Raw genomic sequence first — 25,857 nt, 5'->3', positions numbered from 1 at the left:
CGATCCTGGAAGCGCCGCGCGCGCCGCTGGCCCGCCGCTTCGGCCGCCTGCCGCTGGCCCGGCTCGACCAGGCCCTGGGCCATGCCGAGGAGGCGATTTCGCCCCGCCTGCCGGTCGCGGCGCTGTCGGTGGAACGCCCGCTCGTCGAGCCGGTGCAGCGCATGGAGGACATTGAGGAACTCGTCTTCATGCTGGCGACGACGGCGCGCCCCAGCCTGGAGGCGCGCTGCGAGGGTGCCAAGCTCATCGAACTGGCGCTTTTCAGGGTCGATGGCGCGGTCAGCCGGGTCTGCGTGGGCGCGTCGCGACCGATGCGCGATCCGCGCCTGATCCAGCGCCTGTTTCGCGAACGGCTCGCCGTCACCCCCATCGATGCCGGCTTCGGCTTCGACCTCGTGCGGCTGAACATGCGCGAAAGTGCCCGCTTCGACGACCGCCAGGGCGATCTCGCCGCAGGCGTTGCTGCCGACGACGAGGGTCTGGCGCTCTTTGCCGACCGCATCTGCGCCCGGCTCGGCCGCGCGGCGATCAGGCGCCCGCTGCTTCGGGAAAGCCACCTGCCCGAGCGCGCGGTCGCGTTGGCGCCCTTCGCCGACGCTCCCCCGCCCAGCGCTTCGTCCCCCCCGCCGGCGCGGCCGGAGGAGCGGGAGCGGCCGATCCGCCTGCTGCGCCGGCCCGAACTGGTGGAGGCTTCGGCCGAGGTGCCGGACGGACCGCCCTTCTCCTTTCGCTGGCGCCGCACCCTCTACCGCGTCGCCCGCGCCGAGGGGCCCGAACGCATCGCGCCGGAATGGTGGCAGGCCAGCCCGGAGGCGCGTCCGCGCGACTATTTCCGCATCGAGGACACGGCCGGCCGACGCTTCTGGCTTTGCCGCGAGGGGCTCTATGACGGGTCGCCGGTGTCGCCCCGCTGGTTCCTGCACGGGTTGTTCGCATGACCGCGACCGCCAGCGCCACCGACGCGCCTGCCTATGCGGAGTTCGCCGTGCAGTCGAACTTCTCCTTCCTGCGCGGCGCCTCGGCGCCGGAGGAGCAGGTGGTCATGGCCAGGCGCCTCGGCATCGCCGCCTTCGGGCTGGCCGACCGCAACACCGTGGCAGGCGTCGTTCGCGCCTGGAAGATGGCGCAGAAGGAAGGTCTGCCCTATCATCCCGGCAGCCGGCTCGTCTTTTCCGACGGCACGCCGGACGTGCTCGCCTATCCGCGCGACCGCAAGGGCTGGGGCCATCTCTGCCGGATGCTGACGGAAGCCAACGAAGCCGGGGAAAAGGGCGCGCCCAACCTCAGCATCGACGGCCTGATGGCCTGGGGAGATGCCATGTCGCTGGCCGTGCTTTCGCCGCTCGGTCCGGACGGCGCCGCCGAGCTTGTCTTCCTGCGCCGGCTAAGGGAGCGCTTCGGCCGGGCCGTTCGGGTCGCCGTCGCGCCCGCCTTCGACGGCCATGATCGCTGGCGGCTGGAACAGGCCGAAGCGCTTGCCGAGGCGGCCGGCCTGCCGCTGATGGCGGTGGGCGAGGCGCTCTATCACGAGCCGGGCCGTCGGCCCTTGCAGGATGTCGTCACCGCCATTCGCCTTGGAACACCGGTGGCGCAGGCCGGGTTCGAGCTGCGCGCCCATGCCGAGCGGCACCTGAAGCCGCCAGGCGAGATGGCGCGGCTGTTCCGTCGCCACCCGCGTGCCCTGGCCGAGACCCTTCGCTTCGCCGGTGAACTCGGCTTCTCGCTGTCGGAACTGCGCTACAACTATCCCGACGAGCCGACCCGCGACGGCGCCTCCCCGCAGGAAGAGCTTGCGCGCCTGACCTGGGAGGGCGCGGCGCGGCGCTATCCCGGCGGCGTTCCCGACAAGGTGGCCGGCATCATCCGCCACGAACTCGCCGTGGTCGAGCAGCTGAACTATGCCCGCTACTTCCTCACCGTCCACGACATCGTCCAGTTCGCGCGCGCAAAGGGCATCCTGTGCCAGGGACGCGGCTCGGCGGCCAATTCCATCATCTGTTTCTGCATCGGCATCACCGATGTCGGGCCGGAGATCATGGATCTGCTGTTCGAGCGCTTCATCTCGCCCGAGCGCAACGAGCCGCCCGACATCGACGTCGACTTCGAGCACGACCGGCGCGACGAGGTGATCGCCTACATCTACGAGAAGTACAGCGCCAAGCGCACCGCGCTGGCCGCTTCGGTCGTCACCTATCGCAGCCGCTCGGCCCTGCGCGAGACCGCCCGCGCGCTCGGCCTCTCGGAGGACGTGATGGCCGCGCTGTCGGGCTCGATCTGGGGCTGGTCGACCTCAGGCCTCGGCGGCGAGGAGGCCAGGGCCGCCGGCCTCGACATGGAAGAGCCGCTGACGCGCCATCTGGTCGACCGCGCCAACGAGATCCTGGGTTTTCCGCGCCATCTCTCCCAGCATGTCGGCGGCTTCGTCATCACCCGTGACCGGCTCGACGAGATCGTGCCCATCGTCCGGACGGCGATGGAGGAGCGTCGCATGGTCGAGTGGGACAAGGACGACCTCGACGCGGTCGGCATCCTCAAGGTCGACATCCTGGCGCTCGGCATGCTGTCGTGCCTGCGCCGCGCCTTCGACCTCCTCGAGCGCCATTACCCGGACGATCATCCCCAGCGCCTGACGCTGGCGACCATCCCCAAGGAGGATCCCCGCGTCTACGACATGATCTGCCGCGCCGACACGATCGGCGTCTTCCAGATCGAGAGCCGCGCCCAGATGACCATGCTGCCGCGGCTGAGGCCGCGCGCCTTCTACGACCTCGTCATCGAGGTGGCGATCGTGCGGCCGGGGCCGATCCAGGGCGACATGGTGCACCCCTACTTGCGGCGCCGGCAGGGCCTCGAACAGCCGGAATATCCGCGCCCCGAGCTTCGGGCGGTGCTGGAGCGCACGCTCGGCGTTCCGCTCTTCCAGGAGCAGGCGATGAAGATCGCCATCGTTGCCGGCGGCTTCACCCCGGGCGAGGCCGACCAGCTGCGCCGCGCCATGGCAACCTTCCGACGCGTCGGCACGATCGGCACGCTGCGCCGGAAGATGATCGACGGCATGGTCTCGCGCGGCTACGAGCGCGATTTCGCCGAGCGCTGCTTCAAGCAGATCGAGGGTTTCGGCGAATACGGCTTCCCCGAGAGCCACGCCGCCTCCTTCGCGCTTCTGGTCTACGCCTCGTGCTGGTTCAAGGCGCTCTATCCGGACGTCTTCTGCGCCGCGATCCTCAACTCGCAGCCGATGGGCTTCTATGCCCCCTCGCAACTGGTGCGAGACGCGCGCGAGCACGGCGTCGAGGTCTGCGAGCCCGACATCAACCATTCCGGCTGGGATGGCACGCTGGAGAAAACCGGGTTCGACGAGAGCCGGATCGCGCCGCGTCACCGCGAGATGCGGGACGTCATCAGAACGCGCCATGCGGTGCGGCTCGGCCTGCGGCAGATCAAGGGCCTGCGGCAGGACGAGATGCTGCGGCTGGTGGAGCGTCGGGGCTCAGGCTACGATTCCGTGCGCGATTTGTGGCTGCGCACCGGCTTGCCGCGCTCGACACTGGAGCGGCTTGCGCGGGCGGATGCCTTCCGCTCGCTCGGGCTCGACCGGCGCGATGCGCTCTGGGCGGTGCAGGGCCTCGACGACACGAAAGCCGATGCCTTCCTGCCGCTGCTCGACGATCCCCGGCTGAAGCTCGCCGATCGCGAACCGGAGATGCGGCTGCCCGCCATGCCGCTCGGCGAGCATGTCATCCACGATTATCGGACGTTGTCGCTGTCGCTGAAGGCCCATCCCGTCTCGTTCCTGCGCCAGCGCCTCGTCGCTGAGAGGGTGGTCGCGAACGCATCGCTCGAAACCATGCGCAGCGGCGCTCGTGCCTGCGTCTGCGGCCTGGTGCTGGTGCGGCAGCGCCCGGGATCGGCCAAGGGCGTGATCTTCATGACCATCGAGGACGAGACCGGCGTGGCCAACATCATCGTCTGGCCGAAGGTGTTCGAGCGCTTTCGCGCCATCGTCATCGGCTCGCGTCTCGTCCGGGTAAGGGGCAGGGTGCAATCCGAATCGGGCGTCATCCATCTCGTGGCCGACACGGTCGAGGACATCACGCAGCGTCTCGGCGAACTGTCCGAGGAGGCCTATCTGATCGATTCGCTCGCCAATGCCGACGAGGTCCGCCGGCCCGTCGTGGAACAGCGTGAGAAGGCGAGGAAGGGCTCGAAGCTGGCCGCCCTCATGGAGGAGATCCCCGGCCTTCGGGAAGACTACGAGGCGCTGGCGCGCCGATCCGGCGCGGTGATGCCGAAAGGGCGCAACTTCCACTGACCAGGCAGCAAGGCAAGCGCCGGACGTCCGCCCGCATCGGCCTCGAAAGTCAGCGGTTTTCGGCCTCCGGGTCGTCGCGCAGGGAACGGGCTTCCGACGGCAGCATGATCGGAATGCCGTCGCGCACGGGATAAGCCAGCCTGGCGCGCTTCGACACGAGCTCCGAGCGCGCCGCGTCGTAGACCAGCGGCCCCTTGCTGATCGGACAGGCCATCAGCTCCAGAAGCTTCGTATCGATGACGGCGACGCGCTCGCCTTCGCTCATGTCCCGTTCCTACTGCAGGCTGGTGCCGAAGCCGTCGCTGTCGCGCGCAAGCTCCATCTCGGTGATCGCGATCAGCGTTTCGGCGCGCGTCCTGAGATCCGGCGCTTCGAGCAGCGCCTGCTTCTCGACCGCGCCATAGGGCGCCATCATCGACAGCGCATTGACCAGCATGGCGTTTTCCGCCCGGCTGATCGACTCCCAGTCGGCTTCCAGCTCATTGGCCTTGAGATAGGACCGAAACGCCTTGAGCAGCGCATCGCGATCGACTTCCGCCGCTTCGCGTTCGAGGTCGAGATCGCCCGCAAACACCATCATGCTGCAGCGTCGGAACGGCTCGCGCGACACCACTTCTTCCACGATGCGGAAGCGACAGATGCCTTGCAGGGAAATGAGGTAGCGGCCGTCGCCTGTCTCGGTGAACGAGGTGAGCCGCCCCAGGCAACCCACCTCGCAAAGCTCCGGTTCGCCATCGGCGCGCAGTCCACCATCCAGCCGGGGCTGGATCATGCCGATCAGCCGATCGGACGAAAGAACCTGGTCGATCATCTCGATGTAGCGTGGCTCGAAGACGTTGAGCGGCATGCGCCCGCCCGGCAAGAGCAGCGCCGCCGACAGCGGGAAGACAGGCACGATCGACGGAAAGTCCGTCGGACTACGATAATGCGCGTTACCAGCTTGCAACGGGATCAGCCTCCTGCGGGACATCCCCAACGGTCCGATTCCGACATTCGCATCGTGGCCGGGAAATTGCCCGAGGCACTGTCAAAACCAAGAAACCAATAGCCGGACCACATGAATCCGTTGGAGCCTGGATTCGACCTTCCTGCTCCGTCGCCGACAGGCAATGACAATGAAGCGTCGAATTCACACCCCGGAATCTGGAACGAAAAATACGAAAGGCAATCCCTCACCGGGATTGTCGCACATCCTGCCTCAGGAAAACAGGACCGACGAAAGCCGCCGCCGTGCCGCAAGCGTTGCCGGATCCGTCATGCCCCAAGCCTCGAAGAACTTCAGCAGCTGCGAACGGGCGCCGTCTTCCCGCCAGCTTCGGTCCGCCTTGATGATGTACAGCAGGCTGTCGGCCGCCTCCGACCGCAGGCCCTGCGCATTCTGCATCAGCGCGAGATCGAACCGGGCGTCGTGGTCATCCGGGTTCTGTTCCAGCCTTGCCAGCAGTTCCCGAGGATCACCGAGCGCGGCCACCTCTTCGGCAAGCGCGATGCGTGTTCTGGCGCTTGCCAGCTCGGCCGGCTCCTTGTCCCCGACCACAGCCTCGGCAACGACGGTTTTGGCCGACTCGATGTCGCCGAGATCGACCAGCAGGCTGGCCAGCGCGCCCGATGCGACCGGATGGCCGGGAACCGCCTGGAGAATGCTGCCGTAGATCGCGCCTGCGGCTTCGAGGTCGCCGGCCTGCATGGCCGCCGCCGCGTCGGCGAGCGCATCCTCGACTGGGTCGGCTGCCTCGCCGCCGACCTTCTTGATGAAGGCCTTGACCTGGCTTTCGGGCAAGGCGCCCATGAAACCGTCGAGCGGGCGCCCGTCACGAAACGCGATGACCGCCGGGATCGACTGGATGCCGAGCTGTCCGGCGATCGCCGGATGATCGTCGATGTTCATCTTGACCAGCTTGACCGCGCCGCCAGCTTCCCGCACCGCCTTCTCCAGCACCGGCGTAAGCTGCTTGCAGGGACCGCACCACGGCGCCCAGAAGTCGACCAGGACGGTCTGGTTGCGGGATTCCTGGATGACGTCGGCGGTAAAGGCGGCGGTCGTCGTGTCCTTGATCAGCTCGCCGGCGCCCTTGGCGGGCGCGGACGGTTGCATTCCGAAGCTGACCTCGGTGTCGTATCCGCCATTCGGTCCGGCGAAGGGGTTGTCCCTGGTGCTCATGTCTCAGGCTTTCCGATTCTCGGGCGATTTCGCCGTCATGTGGCTATGCGGTCGCCAGGTTCAAGACCAGTGGCGCATGTCCCGTCGCTTCCGCAAAGCGGACGAGATCGTTGCTGGCGATGCTCGTGGTCGCCTCGTTGGTCAGCGGATGGCAGTTCACGATTTCATTCTGCATCAAGCCGGCGTCGAGAACCAGCGTCACGAGGCCGCTGGTGTCGTTGATGACGCCCAGCGCGGTCACCGCTCCGGGTTGCACGCCAAGCAGCTCCATGAGCGCGTCCGGCTTGCCGAACGACACGCGCCCGGACGCCCCGATCAGCTGGTGAACCGTCTTGAGGTCCACCTCCGCCTCCTCGCCGACGGTCAGCAGGAAGTAGCGGCCCTTCTTGTCCTTGACGAACAGATTCTTGGTGTGAGCACCGGCAATCTCACCGCGCAGCGCCTGCGACTGCTCGACCGTGTAGAGAGGCGGATGGTCGACCGTCTTCGTCTGGATGCCGAGACCGTCGAGAAAGGCCATCAGATCCGCGCGCGTCCGTGGCATGATTCGCGCCCCTTTTAATCGCTTGGGTTCTCCCTCTAGGAGAAGAGGAGCAGATCGGCAAGCCGAAGCCGAGGTCGCGTCATCGCGCCCTCACCTGAAGTGGCAGCTCACGGTTCCCTGTCGCCCGAAATCGGCGACGATCGTATCGCCGTGACGCGCCTCGATCGGCCGGATGAACGAACCGGCGAGCACGATCTGGCCGGGCTCGATGCGGTCGCCATAGACGGCCAGGCGGTTGGCGAGCCAGGCAATCCCGCGCGCGGGGTTGTTGAGAACCCCGGCGCCGAGCCCGGTCTCTTCCACCTCGGCATTGCGCGAGACGATGGCGCCCATCCAGCGCAGGTCGATCTTGTCGGGCCGTGTGGCGCGGCCGCCGAGAACGACTCCGGCATTGGCGGCATTGTCGGAGATGGTGTCGACGATGGTGCGCGCCTTTCCCGTCGCCGGATCGGTGCGCAGGATGCGGGTGTCGAGGATTTCCAGCGATGGCACGACATAATCCGTCGCCGCCAGCACGTCGAAGACGGTGACGTTCGGCCCCGCAAGCGGAGCCTTCATCACGAAGGCGATCTCGGCCTCGATACGCGGCTGGATGAAGCGGTCGGGCGCGATCGCGGCGCCGTCCTCGAACAGCATGTCGTCGAGCAGAACGCCCGAGTCGGGGGTGTCGATCCCCAGCGCCTGTTGCATGGCCTTCGAGGTCAGGCCGATCTTCCAGCCGATTACCCGCCGTCCCGCGGCGCGCTTTCGCGCCACGAAGGCGGCCTGCACCGCATAGGCATCGTCCATGGTCATGCCGGCATGCGCGAGCGACAGGAGCCCCGTCTGGATGCGCGTCCGTTCGGCCGTCTCCAGCCTTTCCGCGGCTGCGGCGATGTCTCGCTCGGACAGCATCAGGCAACCTCGTCGCGGACGTCGTTGCGCAGAACGCCGAGGCCGTCGGCCTCGACCTCCACCACGTCTCCCGGCTTCAGCCACACGGGCGGCTCGCGCCGTGCACCGGCGCCGGTCGGCGTGCCGGTCACGATGACATCGCCCGGGACAAGGGTCGTGAACGTCGACACATAGGCGATGATGCGTCGGAACGAAAAGATCATGCGGCTCGTCCGGTCACGCTGGCGCACCGCGCCGTTGACCCGGGTTTCCAGCGCGATGTCGGCAATCTGCGCCTCGTCCACGTAGGGGATGAGCCACGGGCCAAGCGAACCCGTCCCGTCGAAGTTCTTGCCCTGGGTCACGTTGAACTTCGCGTGCCGCACCCAATCGCGGATCGTGCCTTCGTTGCAGAGCGTCAATCCCGCGACATGATAGAGCGCGGCCGCTTCCGATATCCGCCGACCGGTCTTTCCGATGACCAGCGCGATCTCGCCCTCGTAATCCAGCTGGTCGGATTCCGGCGGCCGCACCAAGGCCTGGCCATGGCCGACGAAGGAGCGCGGGAAGCGGACGAAAAGCGACGGATTTCCGGGTGCCGCCTGGCCGTCCTTGTACTCTTCGTTGCGATCCGGGTAGTTGACGCCCACGCAGATGATCTTTTCCGGCCGCGGGATCGGGATGTCATAGGCCATTTCATCGACCGGGAAATCCGGTGCGTGGTCGGCGCACTCCTCGGCGAGTGCGGCGAGCGCGTGCGCCTCCACCACCTCGCGCAGGCTCGGCCATCGATGCCCATAGCGCCGCGACAGGTCGATGATGCCGTCCTCGGTCTCCAGGCCCCAGCCCGGGCGGTCCACGTGGGTGAAGCTGACGAACCGTGTCCGTGCGCTCATGTCCTTCTCCTCCTCGCCGCTATCCGGCCTGCCGCGGGTGTCCGGGTCAGGGCGCCACGATCGGCTTTGCGGCCAGTGTCGGCTCGCCGATCTCGGTATCGGCAAAGGCCGTGCCTTCCTCGAACCAGCTTTTTGGCGCCGGTGCCCCCCACAGCGTCTGCCGCTGCGGATCCTTCAGATCCCACCGGATCGGCTCGTGATCGGGGTCGATCGTCAGATAGTCGGAGCAGTAGATCTCGACGCGATGTCCATCCGGATCCCGGATGTAGAGGAAAAAGGCATTGGATATGCCGTGCCGGCCGGGACCGCGCTCGATGTTTGCGAGATAGCCGGTCGTCGACATCAGGTCGAGCAGGTCGATGATGTTGAGTGGCGTGGGCACCCAGAAGGCGACGTGGTGCAGGCGCGGTCCGCGGCCATTGGTGAAGGCCATGTCGTGGACGCCGCCCTTGCGATGCATCCAGGCGGCCCAGAGCCGCTTGCTTTCCTCGTCCTCGGTGTACTCGCTGATCCGGAAGCCGATGTCGTTGTAGAACGCGACCGACGCATCGACATCGGTCGAGAAGCAATTGAAATGGTCGATCCGCAGCGGTTTGACGCCCTTGTAGAGCGCATACTTCTGATGGATTGGCGCCAGCCGCTCCATCGTCGCGTAGAACTCCAGCGGAACGCCCTGTGGATCGCGGGTGCGCAGCGTGCGGTTCTGCCAGGGGCGTTCCACCCATTCGACCGCGTGCCCGCGCGCCGAAAGCCAGGCATGCGCCTTGTCGAGATCCTCTTCGGCATAGACCTTGAAGGCGAGATGGCCGGCCGAGGGCTGATCCGCCTTGCGCAGGATGACGCAGTGGTGGTTGCGCTCCTCCATCGCCCGAAGCGTGATCAGTTCGTCGTCCTCGTGCGTCACCTGCAGGCCGAGCGTATCGACCCAGAAGGCCCGCGACCGGGCGAGGTCGGTGACATGAAGCTCGACATGGCTCAGCCGGACGATGTGAAAGGGCGGATAGAGATTCGGCGCCGGCAACGGCATGTGGTTTCCTCCCGGTCTATGGCGAAGCGCAGTTTAGGCTGCGGGCTGGTCGCGGAACTTGATCTCGGTCATTCGATGATCAGCCGCCGAGTTTCGGAATGGCGTTCGCGCCGGTGGCGAAGGCGACGTTCTTCGTCTCCATGTAGAAGTCGAACGACCAGTCGCCGCCATCGCGCCCGATCCCGGAGTTCTTGACCCCGCCGAACGGCGTCGGCAGGTGCCGCACGTTCTCGGAGTTCACCCAGATCATGCCCGCCTGCAGGCCGTCGGTGAACCGGAAGGCGCGCGTGACGTCGTTCGTCCAGAGATATCCGGCCAGCCCGTATCGCACGTCGTTGGCGATGGCCAGCGCTTCCGCCTCGTCGCGGAACGGGATGGCGGTCAGCACCGGGCCGAAAATCTCTTCCTGGGAGATCCGCATGTCGTTGCGGGCATCGGTGAACAGCGTCGGCTCGACATAACAGCCTTTCGCCAGCGCACCGGTCGTGGCCTTCGCGCCGCCCGTTGCGACGGTCGCGCCTTCCTCTCGGGCCATCTCGACGTAGGACAGCACCTTCTTCTCGTGGTCCGGATGGATCAGCGGACCGATGACGGTCTTCGGATCGAGCGGATGACCGATGGGAATGCGCTTCGCCTTCTCCGCCACCTTCGCCGTGAAGGTCTCGTAGATGCTCTCTTCGACCAGCAGGCGCGAGGACGAGGTACAGCGTTCTCCGTTGAGCGAGTAGATCATGAACACCGCCGCATCCGCGGCGCGTTCGAGATCCGCATCGGCGAACACCACGACCGGATTCTTGCCGCCGAGCTCGAAATGCACGCGTTTGAGTGTGTCGGCGCCCTGCTTCATGATCAGCGAGCCGGTGCGGCTTTCGCCCACGAAACCGATCGCCTTGATGTCGGGGTGTTCCGTCAGCGCGCGGCCCGCTTCCTCGCCGAGGCCGTTGACCAGGTTCCAAACGCCCTTCGGGAGTCCTGCTTCCGCCGCGATCTCGAGGAGCAATCGCGCCGTCAGCGGCGACAGTTCGGCAGGCTTGTGAACGACGGTGCAGCCCGCCGCCAGCGCCGGAGCGATCTTCCAGGTCGACAGCATGAAGGGCGTGTTCCACGGCGTGATGATCCCGACCGGGCCGATCGGCACACGCGTGGTCATGTTCACCTGATCCGGCCCCTTCAGGGCGCGCCCGTCGCGAGCCTCTGGCGCCCTGTCCGCGAAGAACCGGAAGTTTTCCGCGCCGCGCAGCGCCGCCTTCGACATGAACTTGAGCGCCTGGCCCGTATCCATGCACTCGACGAGGGCAATCTCCTCGGCCCGCGCGACGATGCCGTCGGCGATCCGGTGCAGGATCGCCTTGCGGGCGTCGCCGCTCAGGGCCGCCCAGGCCGGAAAGGCGGCTTTCGCCGCCCTGGCCGCGCGGTCGACGTCCTCGGCTTTCCCCCGCGCGACGGTTGCGAGCGATTCCATGTTCACCGGAGACAGGCTTTCGAACGTCCCGCCATCGGCCGCCGGAACGTCTTCTCCGGCAATGTGGTTCAGCACCCCTGTGCGCTTGAACCGCTGGAGATAGGTTTCGGCCCGGGCGAGGTTGGAGGCGAGGTCGGACATGATGTTTCCCTATCGGGTCGTGGCGCGAAGCCGCGCATGCATGGCGTTCTGCTTCCAGCTCGAGACCGGATCGATCTCCCGGATCTCGAATGAAAGCGCGAAATGGGGCTCGGCCAGCAGCGGCGAGAGGTATTCGGAGACCGCGGCGAAGATCAAGGAGCCTGCCGCCTGGCGCTCCTCGGGGCTTCGTCCCGTTCCGATCCGCAGGCTCATGTCGAGGAACGCGTTCTCCGGCAGGCGGTCTGCGATCGCATAGGCCTCGCACCGGATGGCACGAACACGAATGGCGCCGAGTTCGAACAGACCGCTTCGCACCATCGCAGCCAGGGCGACGTCGCAAAGGCCCTGGATGTCGGTCTGGCCATCGAGATTCGAGGAGTACTCCAACGTGAGATGCGGCATGGCTCCACCCCTGACATGTTCGTTAACACGTTAACTATCAACCCTGTCGTTGTCAAGACGGCGCAAGAACGATGCTTCACGTGAAACCCGCTCCCCCAGATCCCGCCGCGATCACGCCTCTGGCCACCCGGTCGCGTCATGATAAAGGAGAGCGATGGCACAGAAGAAATCCCATGAGGTCGACGGCTGGCTGGCGCGCCCCGATCCGACGGTTGCGATCGTCCTCGTCTACGGTCCCGACCGTGGTCTGGTTTCCGAGCGAGCGAAACTCTTCGCCAGCAAGACCGGCCTCGATCTCGAGGATCCCTTTGCGGTGGTGAAGCTCGAGGCCGCCGAGATCGAGGCCGACCCCGGACGGCTGATCGACGAGGCCTGCACCGTATCCATGTTCGGCGGCAAGCGGCTGATCTGGCTGCGCAATGCGGCAAGCCACAAAGGCACGGCCGAGGCCCTCAAGGTGCTGTCGGATAAACCGCCGCAGGATGCCATCGTCCTGATCGAGGCCGGCGACCTCAAGAAGAACGCCCCGCTGCGAACTTTGGCCGAAGGCGGACGGGCGGCCATGGCGCTGCCTTGCTATGCCGACGAAAGCCGCTCCATCGACCAGGTTCTCGACCAGGAATTGCAAGCGGCGAACATGGCGATCACGCTGGAAGCGCGACAACTGCTGAAGTCGCAGGTCGGCGGCGACCGGCTTGCCAGTCGCGGCGAGATCCAGAAACTGCTCCTGTATTGCGCCGGCCAGAAGACGATCGAGCTCGAAGACGTCGAGGCGTCACTGGGCGACGTGGCCAGCGTGTCCGCCGATCAGGTCGTGGATGCGATGCTGCTCGGCCGCCTGGCCGAGATGGACGAGAAGATGCTGCGCGCCCTCTCGTCGGGAACCGCACCCTTCCTGTTCCTCTCCGCCACCATGCGGCAGTTCCAAACGCTCGCCGTGCTCCGCGCGGACATGGACCGCGGCGGCAAAAGCGCGTCCAGCGTGGTGGCCGGGGCACGCCCACCCGTGTTCTTCGCCCGGCGTTCGATCGTCGAGAACGCCCTGGCGCGCTGGACGGTCGACGCCCTCGCGCAAGGTCTCGACCGCCTTCAGCAGACCGTCCTGCTGACGCGGCGAAGGCCCGAACTGGCGGTCGAGGTCACGAGGCAGACCTTGCTCGCGCTCGGCGTGCAGGCCATGCGCCGCGGCGGATAGATCAGCGGGTCTGAAGCTTCCGACAGATGTCGTCCAGCTGTTCCAGCGAAGCATAGGCGAGGCGCAGTTCCCCGCCTCCGTTCCTGTGATTGATGGTGACACCGAGACCCGTCGCATCCGAGAGCAGCTTTTCGAGCGCCGTCGTGTCCGCGTCCTTCTCCTTCGGGCCGTCCTTCGGCCGGCGGTCGATCGCGGACTTCGTCTCGGGCGCCTGTACCAGGCTTTCGGCCTGCCGTACCGACAGGCCCTCGCTCACGATGCGCTGCGCCAGCGCCATCGGGTTGTCGGCCGTCACCAGCGTGCGCGCATGTCCGGCCGACAGTTCCCCATTGATCAACATCTGGCGCACGTCGGCGGGAAGCTTCAACAGCCTCAGCGTGTTGGCGACGTGGCTGCGCGACTTGCCGATCACCTGCGCGAGATCCGCCTGCGTGTACTGGTGCTCGTCGATCAGGCTCTGATAACCCGACGCCTCCTCGAGCGGGTTCAGATCGCTGCGCTGCACGTTCTCGATGATCGCGATCTCGAGCGCGACCCGATCGTCGACTTCGCGCAGAATGACCGGCACCTGCGCAAGACCGGCCAGCTGCGCAGCGCGCCAGCGTCGCTCGCCGGCAATGATCTCGTAACGCCCCCCTTGCGCCGGCCTGACGACGATGGGTTGAACGATCCCGTGTTCCCGGATCGACGCGGCCAGGTCCGTCAGTTCCGTTTCGGCAAAATGCCGACGCGGATTGCGCGGATTGGCCGAAATGAACTCGATCGGAACCTTGCGGTCCGCCGAGGGCGAAGCCTGCGTGGAACCGGCCGGCTTGTCCATTTCCCCAATCAGGGCCGCAAGGCCGCGACCGAGACGCTTGCGGGATAGATCGTCACTCATTCGCGCACCTTCGATTCCTGTCGACAACCGGGTCAGGCAGCCCGCAGCCGCCGCTCGCGCCGGATCACCTCCGACGCGAGTTGCAGATAGGCCTGGCTACCGGTGCATTTCAGATCATAGAGAATGGCGGGCTTGCCGTAGGAGGGCGCTTCAGACACCCGCACGTTGCGCGGAATGATCGTCTGGTAGACCTTCTCGCCCATGTGCTCGCGAACGTCGTCGACCACCTGATTGGCGAGATTGTTGCGGCCGTCATACATCGTCAGCACGATCCCCTGGATTTCCAGCGCCGGGTTGACCGTCGCCCGAACCTCGCCGATGGTCTCCAGCAACTGGCTGAGGCCTTCCAGAGCGAAGAACTCGCACTGCAGGGGAACAAGCACCGAGTCGGCCGCGGCCATCGAGTTGATGGTCAGGAGATTGAGCGATGGCGGGCAGTCGATGAGGATGTAGTTGAAGTCGCCGGACAGGGCGACCGGCCCGCGAAGCGCCTTGCGCAACCGCAGCGCCCTGTCGGGCGATCCCGCGATCTCCATTTCGACACCGAGCAGATCCAGCGTCGAGGGAACGATCCAGAGTTCTGGAACGGCGGTCTGGATGGCCGCGCGGGCAATCGACGCGTTTCCCACCATCACGTCATAGGACGAGAGGTCGCGATCCTTGCGGTCGATTCCAAGCCCCGTGCTCGCATTGCCCTGGGGGTCGAGATCGACGATCAGGACCTTCTCGCCGATGGCCGCCAGGGCCGTTGCGAGATTGATGGCGGTGGTCGTCTTGCCGACTCCGCCTTTCTGGTTGGCGATGGTGATGATCCGCGCACCGTTCAGCATCAGATGTCCCGCTTCCGCTGTTCGTCAGGCGCGCCGGATCTGCCTGATGTCCAGAATGACGCTCTGCTTATCGACGGCGCTCGCATGTTCTATCAAATCGAGATTCCACGTGTCACCAGCTAGTTTCACTTCCGCGCGGTAATCCCGGCCTTTGTGAAACAGCGCCCTGGCGCCGGACGCAAGCCACGGCTCCGTCAGGAAAAGCAGATCGGCCAGGGAGGCCACGGCCCGGGCGGTAATGATATCCGGCGCTTGCTCGCTGGCGATCACGAGTTCGACCCGCTGCGGAACGATACGCGCCCGCGGCGCCAATTCCGCCAAAGCGTTGCGGAGAAACGCCGATTTCTTGCCGTTGGACTCGATCAGGACGATGGAAGAGTCCGGGCGTTCCTCCAGGAGAATGGCAAGGACCGCGCCGGGAAAGCCGCCGCCGGACCCGATATCGGCCCACCTCCGCGCGTCCGCCGCCAAGGGTAGAAGCTGGGCACTATCCAGAATGTGCCGCTCCCAGACGTCGTCGAGCGTCGACGGCGCCACGAGGTTGATCCGGGCCGCCCAACGCCGAAAAACGGCTTCGAACGCCTCCAGTCGCCTGAAGGTTTCACGTGAAACAGGGCCCGCAACCCGAATCAGTTCGTCGAACCGCGACACCTATCCGACACTCCGCAATGCGGCGCTGTGCTGACGAACCTGCGCGACCAGAAACGCCAGAGCGGCCGGCGTCATACCATCGATCTTCTGCGCTTCCGCAATGGTGCCCGGGCGTCGAGCGGTCAGCTTCTGCCTGAGTTCGCGGGACAGGCCAGCCATGGTGGAGAAGTCCAGGTCGGATGGGATCGGCGTCTCTTCCGCTCGTTGGATCCTGGCTATGTCCCCAGCCTGCCGATCGAGATAAACCGAGTATTTCGCTTCCGAATCGATCGCTTCGCCAACGACCGGACCGATCTTGCCGAGTTCCGGCCAGATCCGCCGAAGATCATGCAGGCCGAGATCTGCCCTGGACAGAAGATCATAGGCGGATCGTCTCACGCCGTCCGCGTTGACCGACAACCCATGCCCCGCGGCTTCGCTCGGGGTCAGCGTCAATGACCGGAGCATCTGTCTCGCGTCGTTCAGGGCGCACTCCTTGCCTGCATATGCCGACGCACGTTCAGCGCCGACGATTCCGAGCTTGATGCCCATCGGTGTCAGCCGAATGTCGGCGTTGTCCGCTCTCAGCGTCAGGCGGAACTCCGCACGGGAAGTGAACATCCGGTAGGGCTCCGATACACCTCGACCCACGAGATCGTCGGTCAGGACGCCAATGTAACACTCCGTCCGGCTGAAGGTGACCTGGGTGCCCCCACCGGCCCGCAAAGCCGCATTCAGCCCGGCCACCAGACCTTGCGCCGCCGCCTCCTCATAACCGGTCGTACCGTTGATCTGGCCAGCCAGATAGAGTCCGCCGATCCGCCGGGTCTCAAGCGTCGGAAACAGGCCGCGCGGGTCCAGATAGTCATATTCGATCGCGTAGCCGGGCTGCAGGATCCGCGCGCCCGCCAGTCCGGGGATCGAATCGATCACAGCCCGCTGCACATCCTCCGGCATCGAGGTCGAGATTCCATTCGGATAGACCGTGTCGTCATCGAGCCCCTCCGGTTCGAGAAAGATCTGATGCTGATCCCGGTCGGCAAATTTGACCACCTTGTCCTCGATCGAGGGACAATAGCGCGGCCCGATTCCCTCGATACGGCCGGAGTACATCGCCGACCGGCCGAGATTCGCCCGGATCACAGCATGGGTAGCGGCCGTCGTGTGCGTCACGCCGCATTCGATCTGCCTGTTCACGATCCTTTCGGTGAGGAAAGAGAAGGGGACGGGCTCGTCGTCCGCTGCCTGCATGTCGAGTTGACTCCAGGCGATGGTCTTGCCGTCCAGACGTGGCGGCGTGCCCGTCTTCAGGCGTCCGACGGGAAAGCCCTTGGCGCGAAACCATGCACTCAGGCCGAGGCTCGCGGGGTCGTTCATGCGCCCGGCGGGAAAGCGCTTTTCGCCGATGTGGATGAGTCCGCCCAGAAACGTGCCGGTGGTGATTACCGCAGACCCACAACGGATTAGCCGCCCGCCGACGAGACGGACCCCCGTCACGTGGTCGTCGTCGGTTTCGATGGCTTCGATCTCGCCTTCGATCACCTCGAGATCGGGATGAGTGCCGATCGCCTCCTGCATGGCGGTTCGGTACAGTTTGCGATCGGCTTGCGTGCGCGGCCCACGAACGGCAGGTCCCTTCCGTCGGTTGAGCAGCCTGAACTGGATGCCGGCGGCATCGGCCACCCGGCCCATCAGACCGTCCAGCGCATCGATCTCGCGAACGAGGTGGCCCTTCCCCAGGCCGCCGATCGCGGGATTGCAGGACATGACGCCGATGGTCGCCCTGGACAGGGTCACGAGGGCGGTTCGCGCGCCCGCGCGGGCCGCGGCCGAAGCTGCCTCGCAGCCGGCGTGGCCGCCGCCGACAATGACCACATCGAAGCTGTTCATGGGAATCTCCGTCGCCAGCCCGGTCTGACCGGATTTGGAGGGGCCGCTCTACAGCATTGTTTCACGTGAGTCACCGGTCTGGCCAACGGGACGCGGTCATTTTCCGATGCAGAACCGCGAGAAGACCACGTCGAGCAGATCCTCGGTATCGATCACGCCGATGATCCGGGCAAGGCTGTCCGACGCCATGCGCAACTGCTCGGCGGCGAGTTCCAGGGGCGCGTCGCGGGAATGGATGAAACTGTCGAGGGCCCTGCGCGCCGCCGTCAATTCGTTGACGTGCCGCTCGCGGAACGGCAGCGGATCGGCTGTTCTGGCCACGGCCTTGACCGCCTCCGCCGTGATCCGCGCCACCAGATCGGCGACACCGTCTCCGGTCAGAGTGGATATGCGGATCGCGTCCGGTGACGTTTCACGTGAATCCGTGTCATCGAGGAGATCGGTCTTGGACCACACCGTCAGCGTTCGCTTCGCGGGCCACGCGGCGTCTGGCGCAGCCGGCCCTGTCCCGTCCTTCACCAGAAGAACGAGGTCGGCGCGATCAGCCGCCGCCCGTGCGCGCGCAATGCCTTCGCGTTCGATCGTCCCGGTCGTTTCGCGGATCCCGGCGGTATCGGTCAGGATCACCTTCAGTCCCTCGAGGTCGAGCGCGACCTCGACCGTGTCGCGTGTCGTCCCCGGTTCGTCGGACACGATGGCGACATCCCTGCGGGCCAGGGCGTTCAGCAGGCTCGATTTGCCCGCATTGGGGGCGCCGACGATCGCCACCCGAAAGCCGTCGCGGATGATCTCGCCGCTTCGCTGATGCACAAGATGGGCGTCGATCTCCCGGACCAGGTCCTCGACGGAGGCCCACACCTGTGGCGAGACCGATCCTGGGACGTCGTCCTCTTCGGGAAAATCCAGTTCGGCCTCGATGAGGGCACGACCTTGGATCAGCACGTCGCGCCACCGTGCGTAGAGCGTCGCGTTCCGTCCGCTCGCATTCTCGACCGCAAAGCGTCGTTGCGCCTCGGTTTCCGCTTCGATGAGATCCGCCAGCGCCTCGGCGGTGGTGAGGTCGAACTTGCCGTTGGTAAATGCGCGTTGGGAGAATTCTCCCGCCTCGGCGATGCGGATGCCCGGGATGTTCGCCAGTTCCCTAGAAACGGCCGCCACTACGGCCTTGCCGCCATGAAGGTGCAATTCGGCGCAGTCCTCGCCCGTAAAACTGGCTGGACCGGGAAAGATGACCAGGAGACCGCGGTCGAGCAACGCGCCCGTGGGTGTCCGGAACGCGCGACGCGCCATGTACCGTGGCGGCGGCAAGTCACCCGCCATCGCCCGCACCGCTTCGAAAGCCGCTGGCCCGGAAAGGCGGATCACGGCCAGCCCGGCCGGCAGGCGCCCGCTGGAAAGGGCGAAGATCGTATCCATGTCCGGTCGGCTCTGCATGGGTCGGCCTCGCCGGAGACTCCTATCCGTCGGCGGTCCCCGCTGCGCCAAAGATCGTTTCGGAAACGAATCGACGCCGAGCGAAAGATTTTCGTATCGGGACCGAATCGATCAGGTGTTCATCGAGTCGAAGAAGTCGGCATTGCCCTTCGTCTGCTTCAGCTTGTCGATGAGGAACTCGATCGCATCGGTCGTGCCCATCGGCGAAAGGATGCGGCGCAGCACGAAGATCTTCTGCAGGTCCTGGCGGGGAACGAGCAGGTCTTCCTTGCGCGTGCCCGACTTGAGGATGTCCATGGCGGGGAAGATGCGCTTGTCGGCAACCTTCCGGTCGAGCACGATTTCGGAATTGCCGGTGCCTTTGAACTCTTCGAAGATGACCTCGTCCATGCGGCTGCCGGTATCGATCAGCGCCGTTGCGATGATGGTCAGCGACCCGCCTTCCTCGATGTTGCGTGCCGCGCCGAAGAAGCGCTTCGGGCGCTGCAGCGCATTGGCGTCGACGCCACCGGTCAACACCTTCCCCGACGACGGCACCACCGTGTTGTAGGCGCGGCCGAGACGTGTGATGGAATCGAGAAGGATCACGACGTCGCGACCATGCTCGACGAGGCGCTTTGCCTTTTCGATGACGATTTCGGCAACCTGCACGTGGCGCACCGCGGGCTCGTCGAAGGTCGACGATACGACTTCGCCGCGCACGGAGCGCTGCATGTCGGTGACTTCTTCCGGCCGCTCGTCGATTAGGAGGACGATCAGGAAGCACTCGGGATGGTTGGACGTGATCGAGTGGGCGATGTTCTGGAGCAGCACCGTCTTGCCGGTTCGCGGCGGTGCGACGATCAGGCCGCGCTGGCCCTTTCCAAGCGGCGCGACGAGATCGATCACCCGCGAGGAGATGTCCTTCGTCGTCGGGTTCTCCACCTCCATCCGCAGCCGCTCGTTCGGATACAGCGGCGTGAGATTGTCGAAGTGGATCTTGTGCCGGATCTTCTCCGGATCGTCGAAATTGATGGTGTTGACCTTCAAAAGCGCGAAGTAGCGTTCGCCTTCCTTGGGGCTGCGGATCGGTCCTTCGACCGTGTCGCCGGTCTTCAGCGAAAATCGGCGGATCTGCGAAGGTGAAATGTAGATGTCATCGGGCCCCGGAAGATAGTTGGCGTTCGCCGACCGCAGGAATCCGAAACCGTCCTGGAGCACCTCCACCACGCCATCGCCGATGATCTCGATGTCCTGCGCGGCCAGTTTCTTCAGGATGGCGAACATGAGCTCCTGCTTGCGCATCACGCTCGCATTCTCGACCTCGAGCGATTCGGCGAAGGCAATCAGGTCGGTCGGCTTCTTGTTCTTGAAGTCCTGGAGTTTCATTTCCTGCATGGAGAACAGCTCTGATGTTAGGAGGCGAGGTACAGCGGATGCGGCGGGGAGCCGGCGGCGGAGGAAAAGAGGCTGCTGCGCTGTAGAGGAAGGAATTTTGTCTATTAGCCTCGACTGGTCGCGAGCGCAAGGTGGCTTTCGGTCAGAACGGTTTCACGATGACGAGAATGACGGCCAGGATCATCACGATCGTCGGCCCTTCGTTCATCAGGCGCCAATGCCCGGCCGGCTTGGTGTTGCGATCTTCGGAGAAGCGCCGGACGGCAGCTGAAAAATAGCCGTGAAAGCCCGACAGGACCAGCACGAGTGCGATCTTGGCGTGGAGCCATCCCGGCTGGAACGAAAATCCTTCCCATGCCAGCCACAAGCCGAAGACCCAGGTCACCGTCATCGCCGGATTGATGATCACCCGCAGCAGGCGCTGCTCCATCACCTTGAAGGTTTCCGACTGCACCGAGCCGGGCTCCGCCTCGCAGTGATAGATGAACAGGCGCGGCAGATAGAGCATTCCCGCCATCCAGGAGATGACCGCGATCACGTGGATGGCCTTGGCCCAGAGGTAGAAATTGCCGGGGTCCATCAGAAACAGCATGGCCGTCAGCGCTAGGAAGATGGCGATGGCGATGGCCGCGCGGCGCGCAGCCTTCGCCCCGCTCGATTGCGCGCTTGCCACCATCCTCAGGCGCCCCGCACCTGCGCAACCATCGCGGCGACGTGGTCGACCGGTGTCTCGGGTGTCACGCCATGGCCGAGATTGAAGATGAACGGCCCGCCACCGAGTGCCTGGAGGATCCGGTCAATGCCTTCTTCCAGCGCCTTTCCGCCGGCGACGAGACGCATCGGATCGAGATTGCCCTGAACGGCGCCCTCCTTTTGCAGTCTGGCCGCGGTCGACAAAGGAACCGACCAGTCGAGCGCCAGAACATCGACGCCGGTGTTCTCCCGATAGCGCTCGTAACGGGACCCCGCGCCCTTCGGGAACCCGATGATCGGAACGCCCGGATGCTTGCGCTTGATACGCTCGACCATCTTCCGCACCGGCGCTTCGCAGAAGGCGGCAAAGGACGCCTCGTCCAGAACGCCCGACCAGCTGTCGAAGATTTGCACCGCGTCGGCGCCCTTGTCGATCTGGTGGATCAGGTAGTCGGCCGAGACGTCGGCCAGAAGGTCGATGAGTTTTGCGAACGCTTCCGGGTGCCGATAGGAAAACAGTCGTGCCGGCGCCTGGTCGGGCGTGCCCTTGCCCGCGATCATGTAGGTCGCCACGGTCCAGGGCGCCCCGCAGAAGCCGAGAAGCGTGGTCTCCTGCGGCAGCTCCTCACGAAGGCGCCCGACCGTCTCGTAGACCGGCGCAAGCCTGTCGTGGAAACCCGTCGTCGTGAGCCCGCCAATCTCGTTCTCCTGGATGGGCGTCATCAGGGGTCCGCGTCCTTCCTCGAAGCGAAGATCACGTCCAAGGGCATGCGGGACGACGAGAATGTCCGAAAACAGGATCGATGCGTCGAAGCCGTAGCGCCGGATCGGCTGCAGTGTCACCTCGACCGCGAAATCGGGCGAGTAGCACAGGTCGAGGAAGCTTCCGGCTTCCAGGCGCTTGGCGCGATACTCCGGCAGATACCGGCCTGCCTGGCGCATCATCCAGATGGGGGGAGGCGAAAGCGTTTCCCCCTTCAGAGCCTTCATCATCCGCTGCTCGACCGCCATTGGCTCCACCCTTCTCCCTCCCTTCTTAAAGAAGAGAATCTTTTTTAAGGAATCTGATTCTACTATGACTCTGTTGGTACAGGGGATATCGGCTTTTCCCCAATCGGACCAGTCGTGGCGTCGCCGCGGCCGCGGTCGGCCGCGTCTTCCGCACATCCTGTGAAGAGCGGTGAACATCGCGCATTCGGCTTGAAAATCAAGTGGCTGCCTGGCCTGTCCCGTAGGCCCGTCCACCCCAGCCGATGTGGACGATCCTTTCAGCCTCTCCTTGTTCTCCCCGGCCCGAAAACCGCTTCCACAGCCCTCCGCATTGTGGATGAAACGCCATCTGATACAGTCCGCGCCAGGAGGCGGGCTCCGGCCGGTCTCCTCTCCCCCGATACCCACAGGATGCCCGCCAGGCTGTGAACAAACCCCAGAGCTACTTCCATCTCCATCTCATCTCCGATGCGACGGGCGAGACGCTTCTGGCCGCCGGCCGCGCTGCCTCGGCGCAATACAAGGACGCCCGCGCGATCGAGCACATCTACCCGCTGATCCGTACCGAAAGGCAGATCGCCGCCGTCCTGGAGGAGATCGACGCCCAGCCGGGCATCGTCCTCTACACCATCGTCGACCAGAGCCTCGCGCGGATCGTGGACGAACGATGTGCGGCGATGGGCCTGCCTTGCGTCTCGGTGCTCGAGCCGGTGCTGACGGTGTTCCAGTCCTATCTCGGGGAACCGGCAGGCCGTCGGGTTGGCGCGCAGCACGTCCTCGATGCCGAATATTTTCGCCGCATCGACGCGCTGAACTTCACCATGGAGCATGACGACGGCCAGCTTCCGGCCGATGTCGAGGAAGCCGACATCATCCTCGTCGGCATCTCGCGCACCTCCAAGACGCCGACCAGCATCTATCTCGCCAACCGCGGCATCAAGACCGCCAACGTCCCGATCGTTTTCGGCCTCGACATTCCAGAGAGCCTGAAGACCGCGACGAAACCGCTGATCGTTGGGTTGATCGCCACCGCGGAGCGGATTTCCCACGTCCGGCAGAACCGCATCCTTGGCAGCAGTGTCGGCTACCAGGCCGAAAGCTATGCCGATCGGTCCATCATCGCCGAGGAACTGGCACATGCCCGCAAGATCTGCACCCGTCATGGCTGGCCGATGATCGACGTGTCGCGACGATCCATCGAGGAGACGGCGGCCGCCATCCTTGCGTTGCGTTCGCGCAGCAGGTAGCCAGACGCCGTGTCAGGAGGAGCACCCGTCATGGCCATCCCCATCATTCTCGCGTCCGGAAGCCGGTATCGCCGGCAGCTGCTCGAGAGCGCCGGCGTCGATTTCACCGTCTTGAAGCCGGAGCTGGACGAACGTGCCGTCGAAGCGACGCTCGAAGGGACCGGCGCGACCTCCGAAGACGTGGCTCTCATCCTCGCGGAAGCAAAAGCGACCGCCGTCAGCGAGGCGCGGCCCGGGGCGTTGGTCATCGGCTCCGACCAGACGCTGTCGCTCGGCGACGAGTTGTTCCACAAGCCGGACGACATGGAAGGGGCGCGTCGCCATCTTCTCAAGCTGTCCGGCAAGACCCACCTCCTCAACAGCGCGGTCGTCCTCGCACGCAACGGCGAAGCGATCTGGCGGCATGTCTCGGTGGCGCGGATGACCATGCGCGCACTCGATCCAGGCTTCATCGGCCGCCACCTGGCCGAGGTTGGCGATGCCGCGCTCACGAGCGTCGGCGCCTATCAGGTGGAAGGTCGCGGCATTCAGCTGTTCGAGAAGATCGACGGCGATCATTTCACCATCGTCGGTCTGCCGCTTCTGCCGCTTCTCGCGAAGCTTCGCGATCTTGGAGCGATCGATGGCTGAGGACATCGCCAGGGCCTTCGTCTGCGGCCATCCCGTCGCGCATTCGAGATCGCCGCTCATCCATGGGCATTGGCTCGCCAGCCTGGGGATCAGGGGCAGCTACGAAGCCATCGACGTTGCGCCGGATGACTTCGCCGATTTCCTGCGCGGCATCGCGAGCGCCGGCTTCACGGGCGGCAACGTGACCATCCCGCACAAGGAGGCCGCCTTCGCCGCGGTCGATGGAAGCGACGAGGCATCCGAGATGATCGGTGCCATCAACACCGTCTGGATCGCCGACGGACGTCTTCTGGCGACCAACACCGACTGGTCGGGCTTTTCGGCCAATCTGGACGAAGGGGCTCCGGCCTGGGTGAGTGGTCGTCGGGCCGTCGTGCTCGGCGCGGGCGGCAGCGCGCGCGCGATCCTGTTCGCCCTGTTGCGAAAGGGCTATCGCGAGGTACGGGTCGTCAATCGAACGGTCGACCGGGCGCGCGAATTGGCCGATCGTTTCGGCGGTCGCGTTTCGGCGCATGACTGGGTTGCGCTGCCCGAACTCCTTGCCGACTGCGATCTGCTGGTCAACACCACACCGATCGGCATGGCAGGACGCGACGGTTCGACGCCTCCCGACCTTGCTCTCCTGCCCGGCGCGGCCATCGTCACCGACATCGTCTATGTACCGCTTTTGACGCCGCTGCTGGTCGCGGCGCGGGCTCGCGGCCTGAAGACGGTCGATGGACTTGGCATGCTCCTCCATCAGGCCGTTCCAGGCTTTGCCCGGTGGTTCGGTCAAGTGCCCGAGGTGACGGCCGAGCTTCGCGCCCTCGTCATCGCGGACATGGAGCGCCATCGATGATCATCCTCGGCCTGACCGGCTCGATCGGCATGGGCAAGTCGACGACGGCCGCCATGTTCGAGGCCGAGGGCATCCCGGTCAACGACGCGGACGCGGTGGTTCACGAACTCTATCGTGGCAAGGCCGTCCAGCCTGTCGGCGAAGCCTTTCCTGAGGCGATCGTGGATGGCGCGGTCGACCGGAATCGGCTGTCGGCCCTCGTGCTTGGCAATCCGGTCGCGCTGAAGCGGCTGGAATCGATCGTCCACCCGCTCGTTCGAGGGGTGGAGATGGCGTTCCTGGACCGCCACCGCGCCGCCGGCACGCCTCTGGTCGTTCTCGACATTCCGCTCCTGTTCGAGGTGGGCGCCGAGGGCCGCGTCGACCGGGTGGCCGTGGTCACGGCTCCGGCCGACGTGCAGCAGGCCCGCGTGCTGGCACGTCCGGGAATGACGCAACAGAAGTTCGACGCCATCCTTTCGAAGCAGGTGCCTGATGCCGAAAAACGCGCCCGCGCCGATTTCGTCATCGACACCGGGCAGGGCATGGAGCCGGCTCGACAGGCCGTGAGGCACATTATCGGTGAATTGACGGGCCGATCCCGCTCCTGACCCGATCCCGCCGGCGTCGCATGCGATAGGATCGCGGCCACGAATCGGGAGACAGGACGATGCGCGAGATCATATTCGACACCGAAACGACGGGTCTCGATTCCCGCGAGGATCGCATCATCGAAATCGGCGGGGTCGAACTGGTCAACCGGTTCCCGTCTGGCCGCTTCATTCACTTCTACATCCATCCGGGAGACCGCCAGATCCACCCCGAGGCGCAGGCTGTGCACGGCATCAGCCTGGCCGATCTCCAGGGCAAGCCGCGTTTTGCCGAAATCGCCGAGGAGTTTCTCGCCTTCACCGAGGGCGCAAAGCTGATCGCGCACAATGCCGGCTTCGACATGGGTTTCGTCAATCAGGAACTCGCCCGGATCGGCATGGATCCGATCCCGCAGGATCGCGTCATCGATACGCTGGCCATCGCCAAGCGCAAGCATCCCATGGGGCCAAACTCGCTCGACGCGCTGTGCCGACGCTACGGGGTCGACAATTCGAGGCGCACGAAGCATGGCGCGCTGCTCGACTCGGAGCTTCTGGCGGAGGTCTACATCGAACTCGTCGGCGGCAAGCAGGCTGCGCTCGGGCTCGAGATCGTCGAAACCGTTGTCGAGACCTCGACGGATCTCGTCGTCACGGTCATCCTGTCGCAGCGGCCGCGGCCGCTGGCACCGCGCCTGGCCGAAGCGGAGCGCGCGGCCCATGCCGCCATGATCGAGAGGATCGGCGACGGGGCCATCTGGAAGAAGCTACTGCCCGCCCAGGCCGTCGATTCGGGGGGAGAGAAGGCGGCGTCCTGAACCCCGCCCTCCAATGAA

At 65.4% G+C, this 25,857-nt stretch carries 25 protein-coding genes; 8 read left to right on the top strand and 17 right to left on the bottom strand.

What is annotated here, in order from left to right:
• Positions 1–938, top strand: a 938-nt coding sequence (locus EJC49_RS25535) for a DUF6504 family protein (protein ID WP_342635342.1), incomplete at its 5' end; no start/stop codon positions are given.
• A complete protein-coding gene (locus EJC49_RS02170; RefSeq protein WP_126697816.1) occupies positions 935–4,312 on the top strand; it encodes an error-prone DNA polymerase in 3,378 nt (1,125 codons plus the stop codon). The genes EJC49_RS25535 and EJC49_RS02170, both read left to right, overlap by 4 nt.
• 49 nt (positions 4,313–4,361) lie before the next feature.
• Here the strand turns inward: EJC49_RS02170 and EJC49_RS02165 are convergent, their stop codons facing one another.
• The 9 genes from EJC49_RS02165 to EJC49_RS02125 form a co-directional block, all read right to left on the bottom strand.
• Positions 4,362–4,577: a Trm112 family protein gene (locus EJC49_RS02165; protein ID WP_126697815.1), complete on the bottom strand. Its 216-nt coding sequence runs from the start codon at positions 4,575–4,577 to the stop codon at positions 4,362–4,364.
• 9 nt (positions 4,578–4,586) lie between these two features.
• Positions 4,587–5,258 (bottom strand): LON peptidase substrate-binding domain-containing protein, encoded by a 672-nt coding sequence (locus EJC49_RS02160; RefSeq protein ID WP_126697814.1) that lies wholly within the window; start codon positions 5,256–5,258, stop codon positions 4,587–4,589.
• Positions 5,259–5,510: 252 nt separating this feature from the next.
• On the bottom strand, positions 5,511–6,473 hold the full coding sequence (gene trxA, locus EJC49_RS02155; protein WP_126697813.1) for a thioredoxin: 963 nt from the start codon (positions 6,471–6,473) through the stop codon (positions 5,511–5,513).
• 43 nt (positions 6,474–6,516) lie between these two features.
• On the bottom strand, positions 6,517–7,017 hold the full coding sequence (locus tag EJC49_RS02150; RefSeq protein WP_126697812.1) for a prolyl-tRNA synthetase associated domain-containing protein: 501 nt from the start codon (positions 7,015–7,017) through the stop codon (positions 6,517–6,519).
• A gap of 90 nt (positions 7,018–7,107) precedes the next feature.
• Complete coding sequence (gene hpaH, locus EJC49_RS02145) at positions 7,108–7,911, bottom strand: 2-oxo-hept-4-ene-1,7-dioate hydratase (protein ID WP_126697811.1); 804 nt, start codon at positions 7,909–7,911, stop codon at positions 7,108–7,110.
• Positions 7,911–8,786, bottom strand: coding sequence for a fumarylacetoacetate hydrolase family protein (locus EJC49_RS02140; protein ID WP_126697810.1), 876 nt, complete (start codon positions 8,784–8,786; stop codon positions 7,911–7,913). The genes hpaH and EJC49_RS02140 overlap by 1 nt, the downstream gene beginning before the upstream one ends.
• Before the next feature lie 46 nt (positions 8,787–8,832).
• Complete coding sequence (gene hpaD / locus EJC49_RS02135) at positions 8,833–9,813, bottom strand: 3,4-dihydroxyphenylacetate 2,3-dioxygenase (RefSeq protein WP_126697809.1); 981 nt, start codon at positions 9,811–9,813, stop codon at positions 8,833–8,835.
• 79 nt (positions 9,814–9,892) lie between these two features.
• Complete coding sequence (gene hpaE / locus EJC49_RS02130; RefSeq protein ID WP_126697808.1) at positions 9,893–11,416, bottom strand: 5-carboxymethyl-2-hydroxymuconate semialdehyde dehydrogenase; 1,524 nt, start codon at positions 11,414–11,416, stop codon at positions 9,893–9,895.
• A 9-nt stretch (positions 11,417–11,425) separates the two neighbouring features.
• The gene (locus tag EJC49_RS02125) at positions 11,426–11,818 is read right to left on the bottom strand and encodes a 5-carboxymethyl-2-hydroxymuconate Delta-isomerase (protein WP_126697807.1); all 393 of its coding nucleotides are present in this window, start codon (positions 11,816–11,818) and stop codon (positions 11,426–11,428) included.
• A gap of 154 nt (positions 11,819–11,972) precedes the next feature.
• Between EJC49_RS02125 and holA the strand changes: the two genes are divergently transcribed.
• Positions 11,973–13,013, top strand: coding sequence for a DNA polymerase III subunit delta (holA, locus tag EJC49_RS02120; RefSeq protein ID WP_126697806.1), 1,041 nt, complete (start codon positions 11,973–11,975; stop codon positions 13,011–13,013).
• A gap of 1 nt (position 13,014) precedes the next feature.
• On the opposite strand, the gene EJC49_RS02115 is transcribed toward holA, so the two are convergent.
• The 8 genes from EJC49_RS02115 to hemE form a co-directional block, all read right to left on the bottom strand.
• A complete protein-coding gene (locus EJC49_RS02115; RefSeq protein ID WP_126697805.1) occupies positions 13,015–13,893 on the bottom strand; it encodes a ParB/RepB/Spo0J family partition protein in 879 nt (292 codons plus the stop codon).
• 32 nt (positions 13,894–13,925) lie between these two features.
• Positions 13,926–14,723, bottom strand: a complete 798-nt coding sequence (locus EJC49_RS02110; RefSeq protein ID WP_170314571.1) for a ParA family protein — start codon at positions 14,721–14,723, stop codon at positions 13,926–13,928.
• Between the two features lie 24 nt (positions 14,724–14,747).
• Positions 14,748–15,374 (bottom strand): 16S rRNA (guanine(527)-N(7))-methyltransferase RsmG, encoded by a 627-nt coding sequence (gene rsmG / locus EJC49_RS25530; protein WP_170314570.1) that lies wholly within the window; start codon positions 15,372–15,374, stop codon positions 14,748–14,750.
• A complete protein-coding gene (gene mnmG / locus EJC49_RS02105) occupies positions 15,375–17,243 on the bottom strand; it encodes a tRNA uridine-5-carboxymethylaminomethyl(34) synthesis enzyme MnmG (protein ID WP_170314569.1) in 1,869 nt (622 codons plus the stop codon).
• Between the two features lie 96 nt (positions 17,244–17,339).
• Positions 17,340–18,677: a tRNA uridine-5-carboxymethylaminomethyl(34) synthesis GTPase MnmE gene (gene mnmE / locus EJC49_RS02100; RefSeq protein WP_126697803.1), complete on the bottom strand. Its 1,338-nt coding sequence runs from the start codon at positions 18,675–18,677 to the stop codon at positions 17,340–17,342.
• Positions 18,678–18,788: 111 nt separating this feature from the next.
• A complete protein-coding gene (rho, locus tag EJC49_RS02095; protein WP_126697802.1) occupies positions 18,789–20,054 on the bottom strand; it encodes a transcription termination factor Rho in 1,266 nt (421 codons plus the stop codon).
• Between the two features lie 142 nt (positions 20,055–20,196).
• Positions 20,197–20,730: a protoporphyrinogen oxidase HemJ gene (hemJ, locus tag EJC49_RS02090; RefSeq protein WP_126697801.1), complete on the bottom strand. Its 534-nt coding sequence runs from the start codon at positions 20,728–20,730 to the stop codon at positions 20,197–20,199.
• Positions 20,731–20,732: 2 nt separating this feature from the next.
• Complete coding sequence (hemE, locus tag EJC49_RS02085; RefSeq protein WP_126697800.1) at positions 20,733–21,758, bottom strand: uroporphyrinogen decarboxylase; 1,026 nt, start codon at positions 21,756–21,758, stop codon at positions 20,733–20,735.
• A gap of 404 nt (positions 21,759–22,162) precedes the next feature.
• Here hemE and EJC49_RS02080 point away from each other — a divergent pair, with 404 nt between their 5' ends.
• Genes EJC49_RS02080 through dnaQ form a run of 5 tightly spaced genes read left to right on the top strand, consistent with a single transcriptional unit; the run spans position 22,163 to position 25,839 of the window.
• Positions 22,163–22,984: a pyruvate, water dikinase regulatory protein gene (locus EJC49_RS02080; RefSeq protein WP_126697799.1), complete on the top strand. Its 822-nt coding sequence runs from the start codon at positions 22,163–22,165 to the stop codon at positions 22,982–22,984.
• Positions 22,985–23,014: 30 nt separating this feature from the next.
• Positions 23,015–23,614, top strand: coding sequence for a Maf-like protein (locus EJC49_RS02075; RefSeq protein ID WP_126697798.1), 600 nt, complete (start codon positions 23,015–23,017; stop codon positions 23,612–23,614).
• Positions 23,607–24,452 (top strand): shikimate dehydrogenase, encoded by an 846-nt coding sequence (locus tag EJC49_RS02070; RefSeq protein WP_126697797.1) that lies wholly within the window; start codon positions 23,607–23,609, stop codon positions 24,450–24,452. The genes EJC49_RS02075 and EJC49_RS02070 overlap by 8 nt, the downstream gene beginning before the upstream one ends.
• Positions 24,449–25,042 (top strand): dephospho-CoA kinase, encoded by a 594-nt coding sequence (gene coaE / locus EJC49_RS02065; RefSeq protein ID WP_126697796.1) that lies wholly within the window; start codon positions 24,449–24,451, stop codon positions 25,040–25,042. The genes EJC49_RS02070 and coaE overlap by 4 nt, the downstream gene beginning before the upstream one ends.
• A gap of 59 nt (positions 25,043–25,101) precedes the next feature.
• Positions 25,102–25,839 (top strand): DNA polymerase III subunit epsilon, encoded by a 738-nt coding sequence (gene dnaQ, locus EJC49_RS02060; protein WP_126697795.1) that lies wholly within the window; start codon positions 25,102–25,104, stop codon positions 25,837–25,839.
• Positions 25,840–25,857: the final 18 nt, after the last annotated feature.

Origin of the sequence: Aquibium carbonis (genome assembly GCF_003970795.1) — a bacterium.
GTDB lineage: Bacteria > Pseudomonadota > Alphaproteobacteria > Rhizobiales > Rhizobiaceae > Aquibium > Aquibium carbonis.
Note: the sequence above shows the minus strand (reverse complement) of the source record. Positions and strands in the feature narration are given on the sequence as shown.

Bases quoted from the DNA above. Each gene is read 5' to 3' on its own strand.
- mnmG (WP_170314569.1), bottom strand. From the start codon at position 17,243: ATGAACAGCTTCGATGTGGTCATTGTCGGCGGCGGCCACGCCGGCTGC.
- EJC49_RS02125 (WP_126697807.1), bottom strand. From the start codon at position 11,818: ATGCCGCATCTCACGTTGGAGTACTCCTCGAATCTCGATGGCCAGACC.
- holA (WP_126697806.1), top strand. From the start codon at position 11,973: ATGGCACAGAAGAAATCCCATGAGGTCGACGGCTGGCTGGCGCGCCCC.
- EJC49_RS02070 (WP_126697797.1), top strand. From the start codon at position 23,607: ATGGCTGAGGACATCGCCAGGGCCTTCGTCTGCGGCCATCCCGTCGCG.
- EJC49_RS02110 (WP_170314571.1), bottom strand. From the start codon at position 14,723: ATGCTGAACGGTGCGCGGATCATCACCATCGCCAACCAGAAAGGCGGA.
- hemE (WP_126697800.1), bottom strand. From the start codon at position 21,758: ATGGCGGTCGAGCAGCGGATGATGAAGGCTCTGAAGGGGGAAACGCTT.
- hpaD (WP_126697809.1), bottom strand. From the start codon at position 9,813: ATGCCGTTGCCGGCGCCGAATCTCTATCCGCCCTTTCACATCGTCCGG.
- trxA (WP_126697813.1), bottom strand. From the start codon at position 6,473: ATGAGCACCAGGGACAACCCCTTCGCCGGACCGAATGGCGGATACGAC.
- hemJ (WP_126697801.1), bottom strand. From the start codon at position 20,730: ATGGTGGCAAGCGCGCAATCGAGCGGGGCGAAGGCTGCGCGCCGCGCG.
- coaE (WP_126697796.1), top strand. From the start codon at position 24,449: ATGATCATCCTCGGCCTGACCGGCTCGATCGGCATGGGCAAGTCGACG.
- rho (WP_126697802.1), bottom strand. From the start codon at position 20,054: ATGCAGGAAATGAAACTCCAGGACTTCAAGAACAAGAAGCCGACCGAC.
- EJC49_RS02150 (WP_126697812.1), bottom strand. From the start codon at position 7,017: ATGCCACGGACGCGCGCGGATCTGATGGCCTTTCTCGACGGTCTCGGC.
- hpaH (WP_126697811.1), bottom strand. From the start codon at position 7,911: ATGCTGTCCGAGCGAGACATCGCCGCAGCCGCGGAAAGGCTGGAGACG.
- EJC49_RS02140 (WP_126697810.1), bottom strand. From the start codon at position 8,786: ATGAGCGCACGGACACGGTTCGTCAGCTTCACCCACGTGGACCGCCCG.
- dnaQ (WP_126697795.1), top strand. From the start codon at position 25,102: ATGCGCGAGATCATATTCGACACCGAAACGACGGGTCTCGATTCCCGC.
- mnmE (WP_126697803.1), bottom strand. From the start codon at position 18,677: ATGCAGAGCCGACCGGACATGGATACGATCTTCGCCCTTTCCAGCGGG.
- EJC49_RS02165 (WP_126697815.1), bottom strand. From the start codon at position 4,577: ATGAGCGAAGGCGAGCGCGTCGCCGTCATCGATACGAAGCTTCTGGAG.
- EJC49_RS02115 (WP_126697805.1), bottom strand. From the start codon at position 13,893: ATGAGTGACGATCTATCCCGCAAGCGTCTCGGTCGCGGCCTTGCGGCC.
- EJC49_RS02170 (WP_126697816.1), top strand. From the start codon at position 935: ATGACCGCGACCGCCAGCGCCACCGACGCGCCTGCCTATGCGGAGTTC.
- EJC49_RS02075 (WP_126697798.1), top strand. From the start codon at position 23,015: ATGGCCATCCCCATCATTCTCGCGTCCGGAAGCCGGTATCGCCGGCAG.
- hpaE (WP_126697808.1), bottom strand. From the start codon at position 11,416: ATGTCCGACCTCGCCTCCAACCTCGCCCGGGCCGAAACCTATCTCCAG.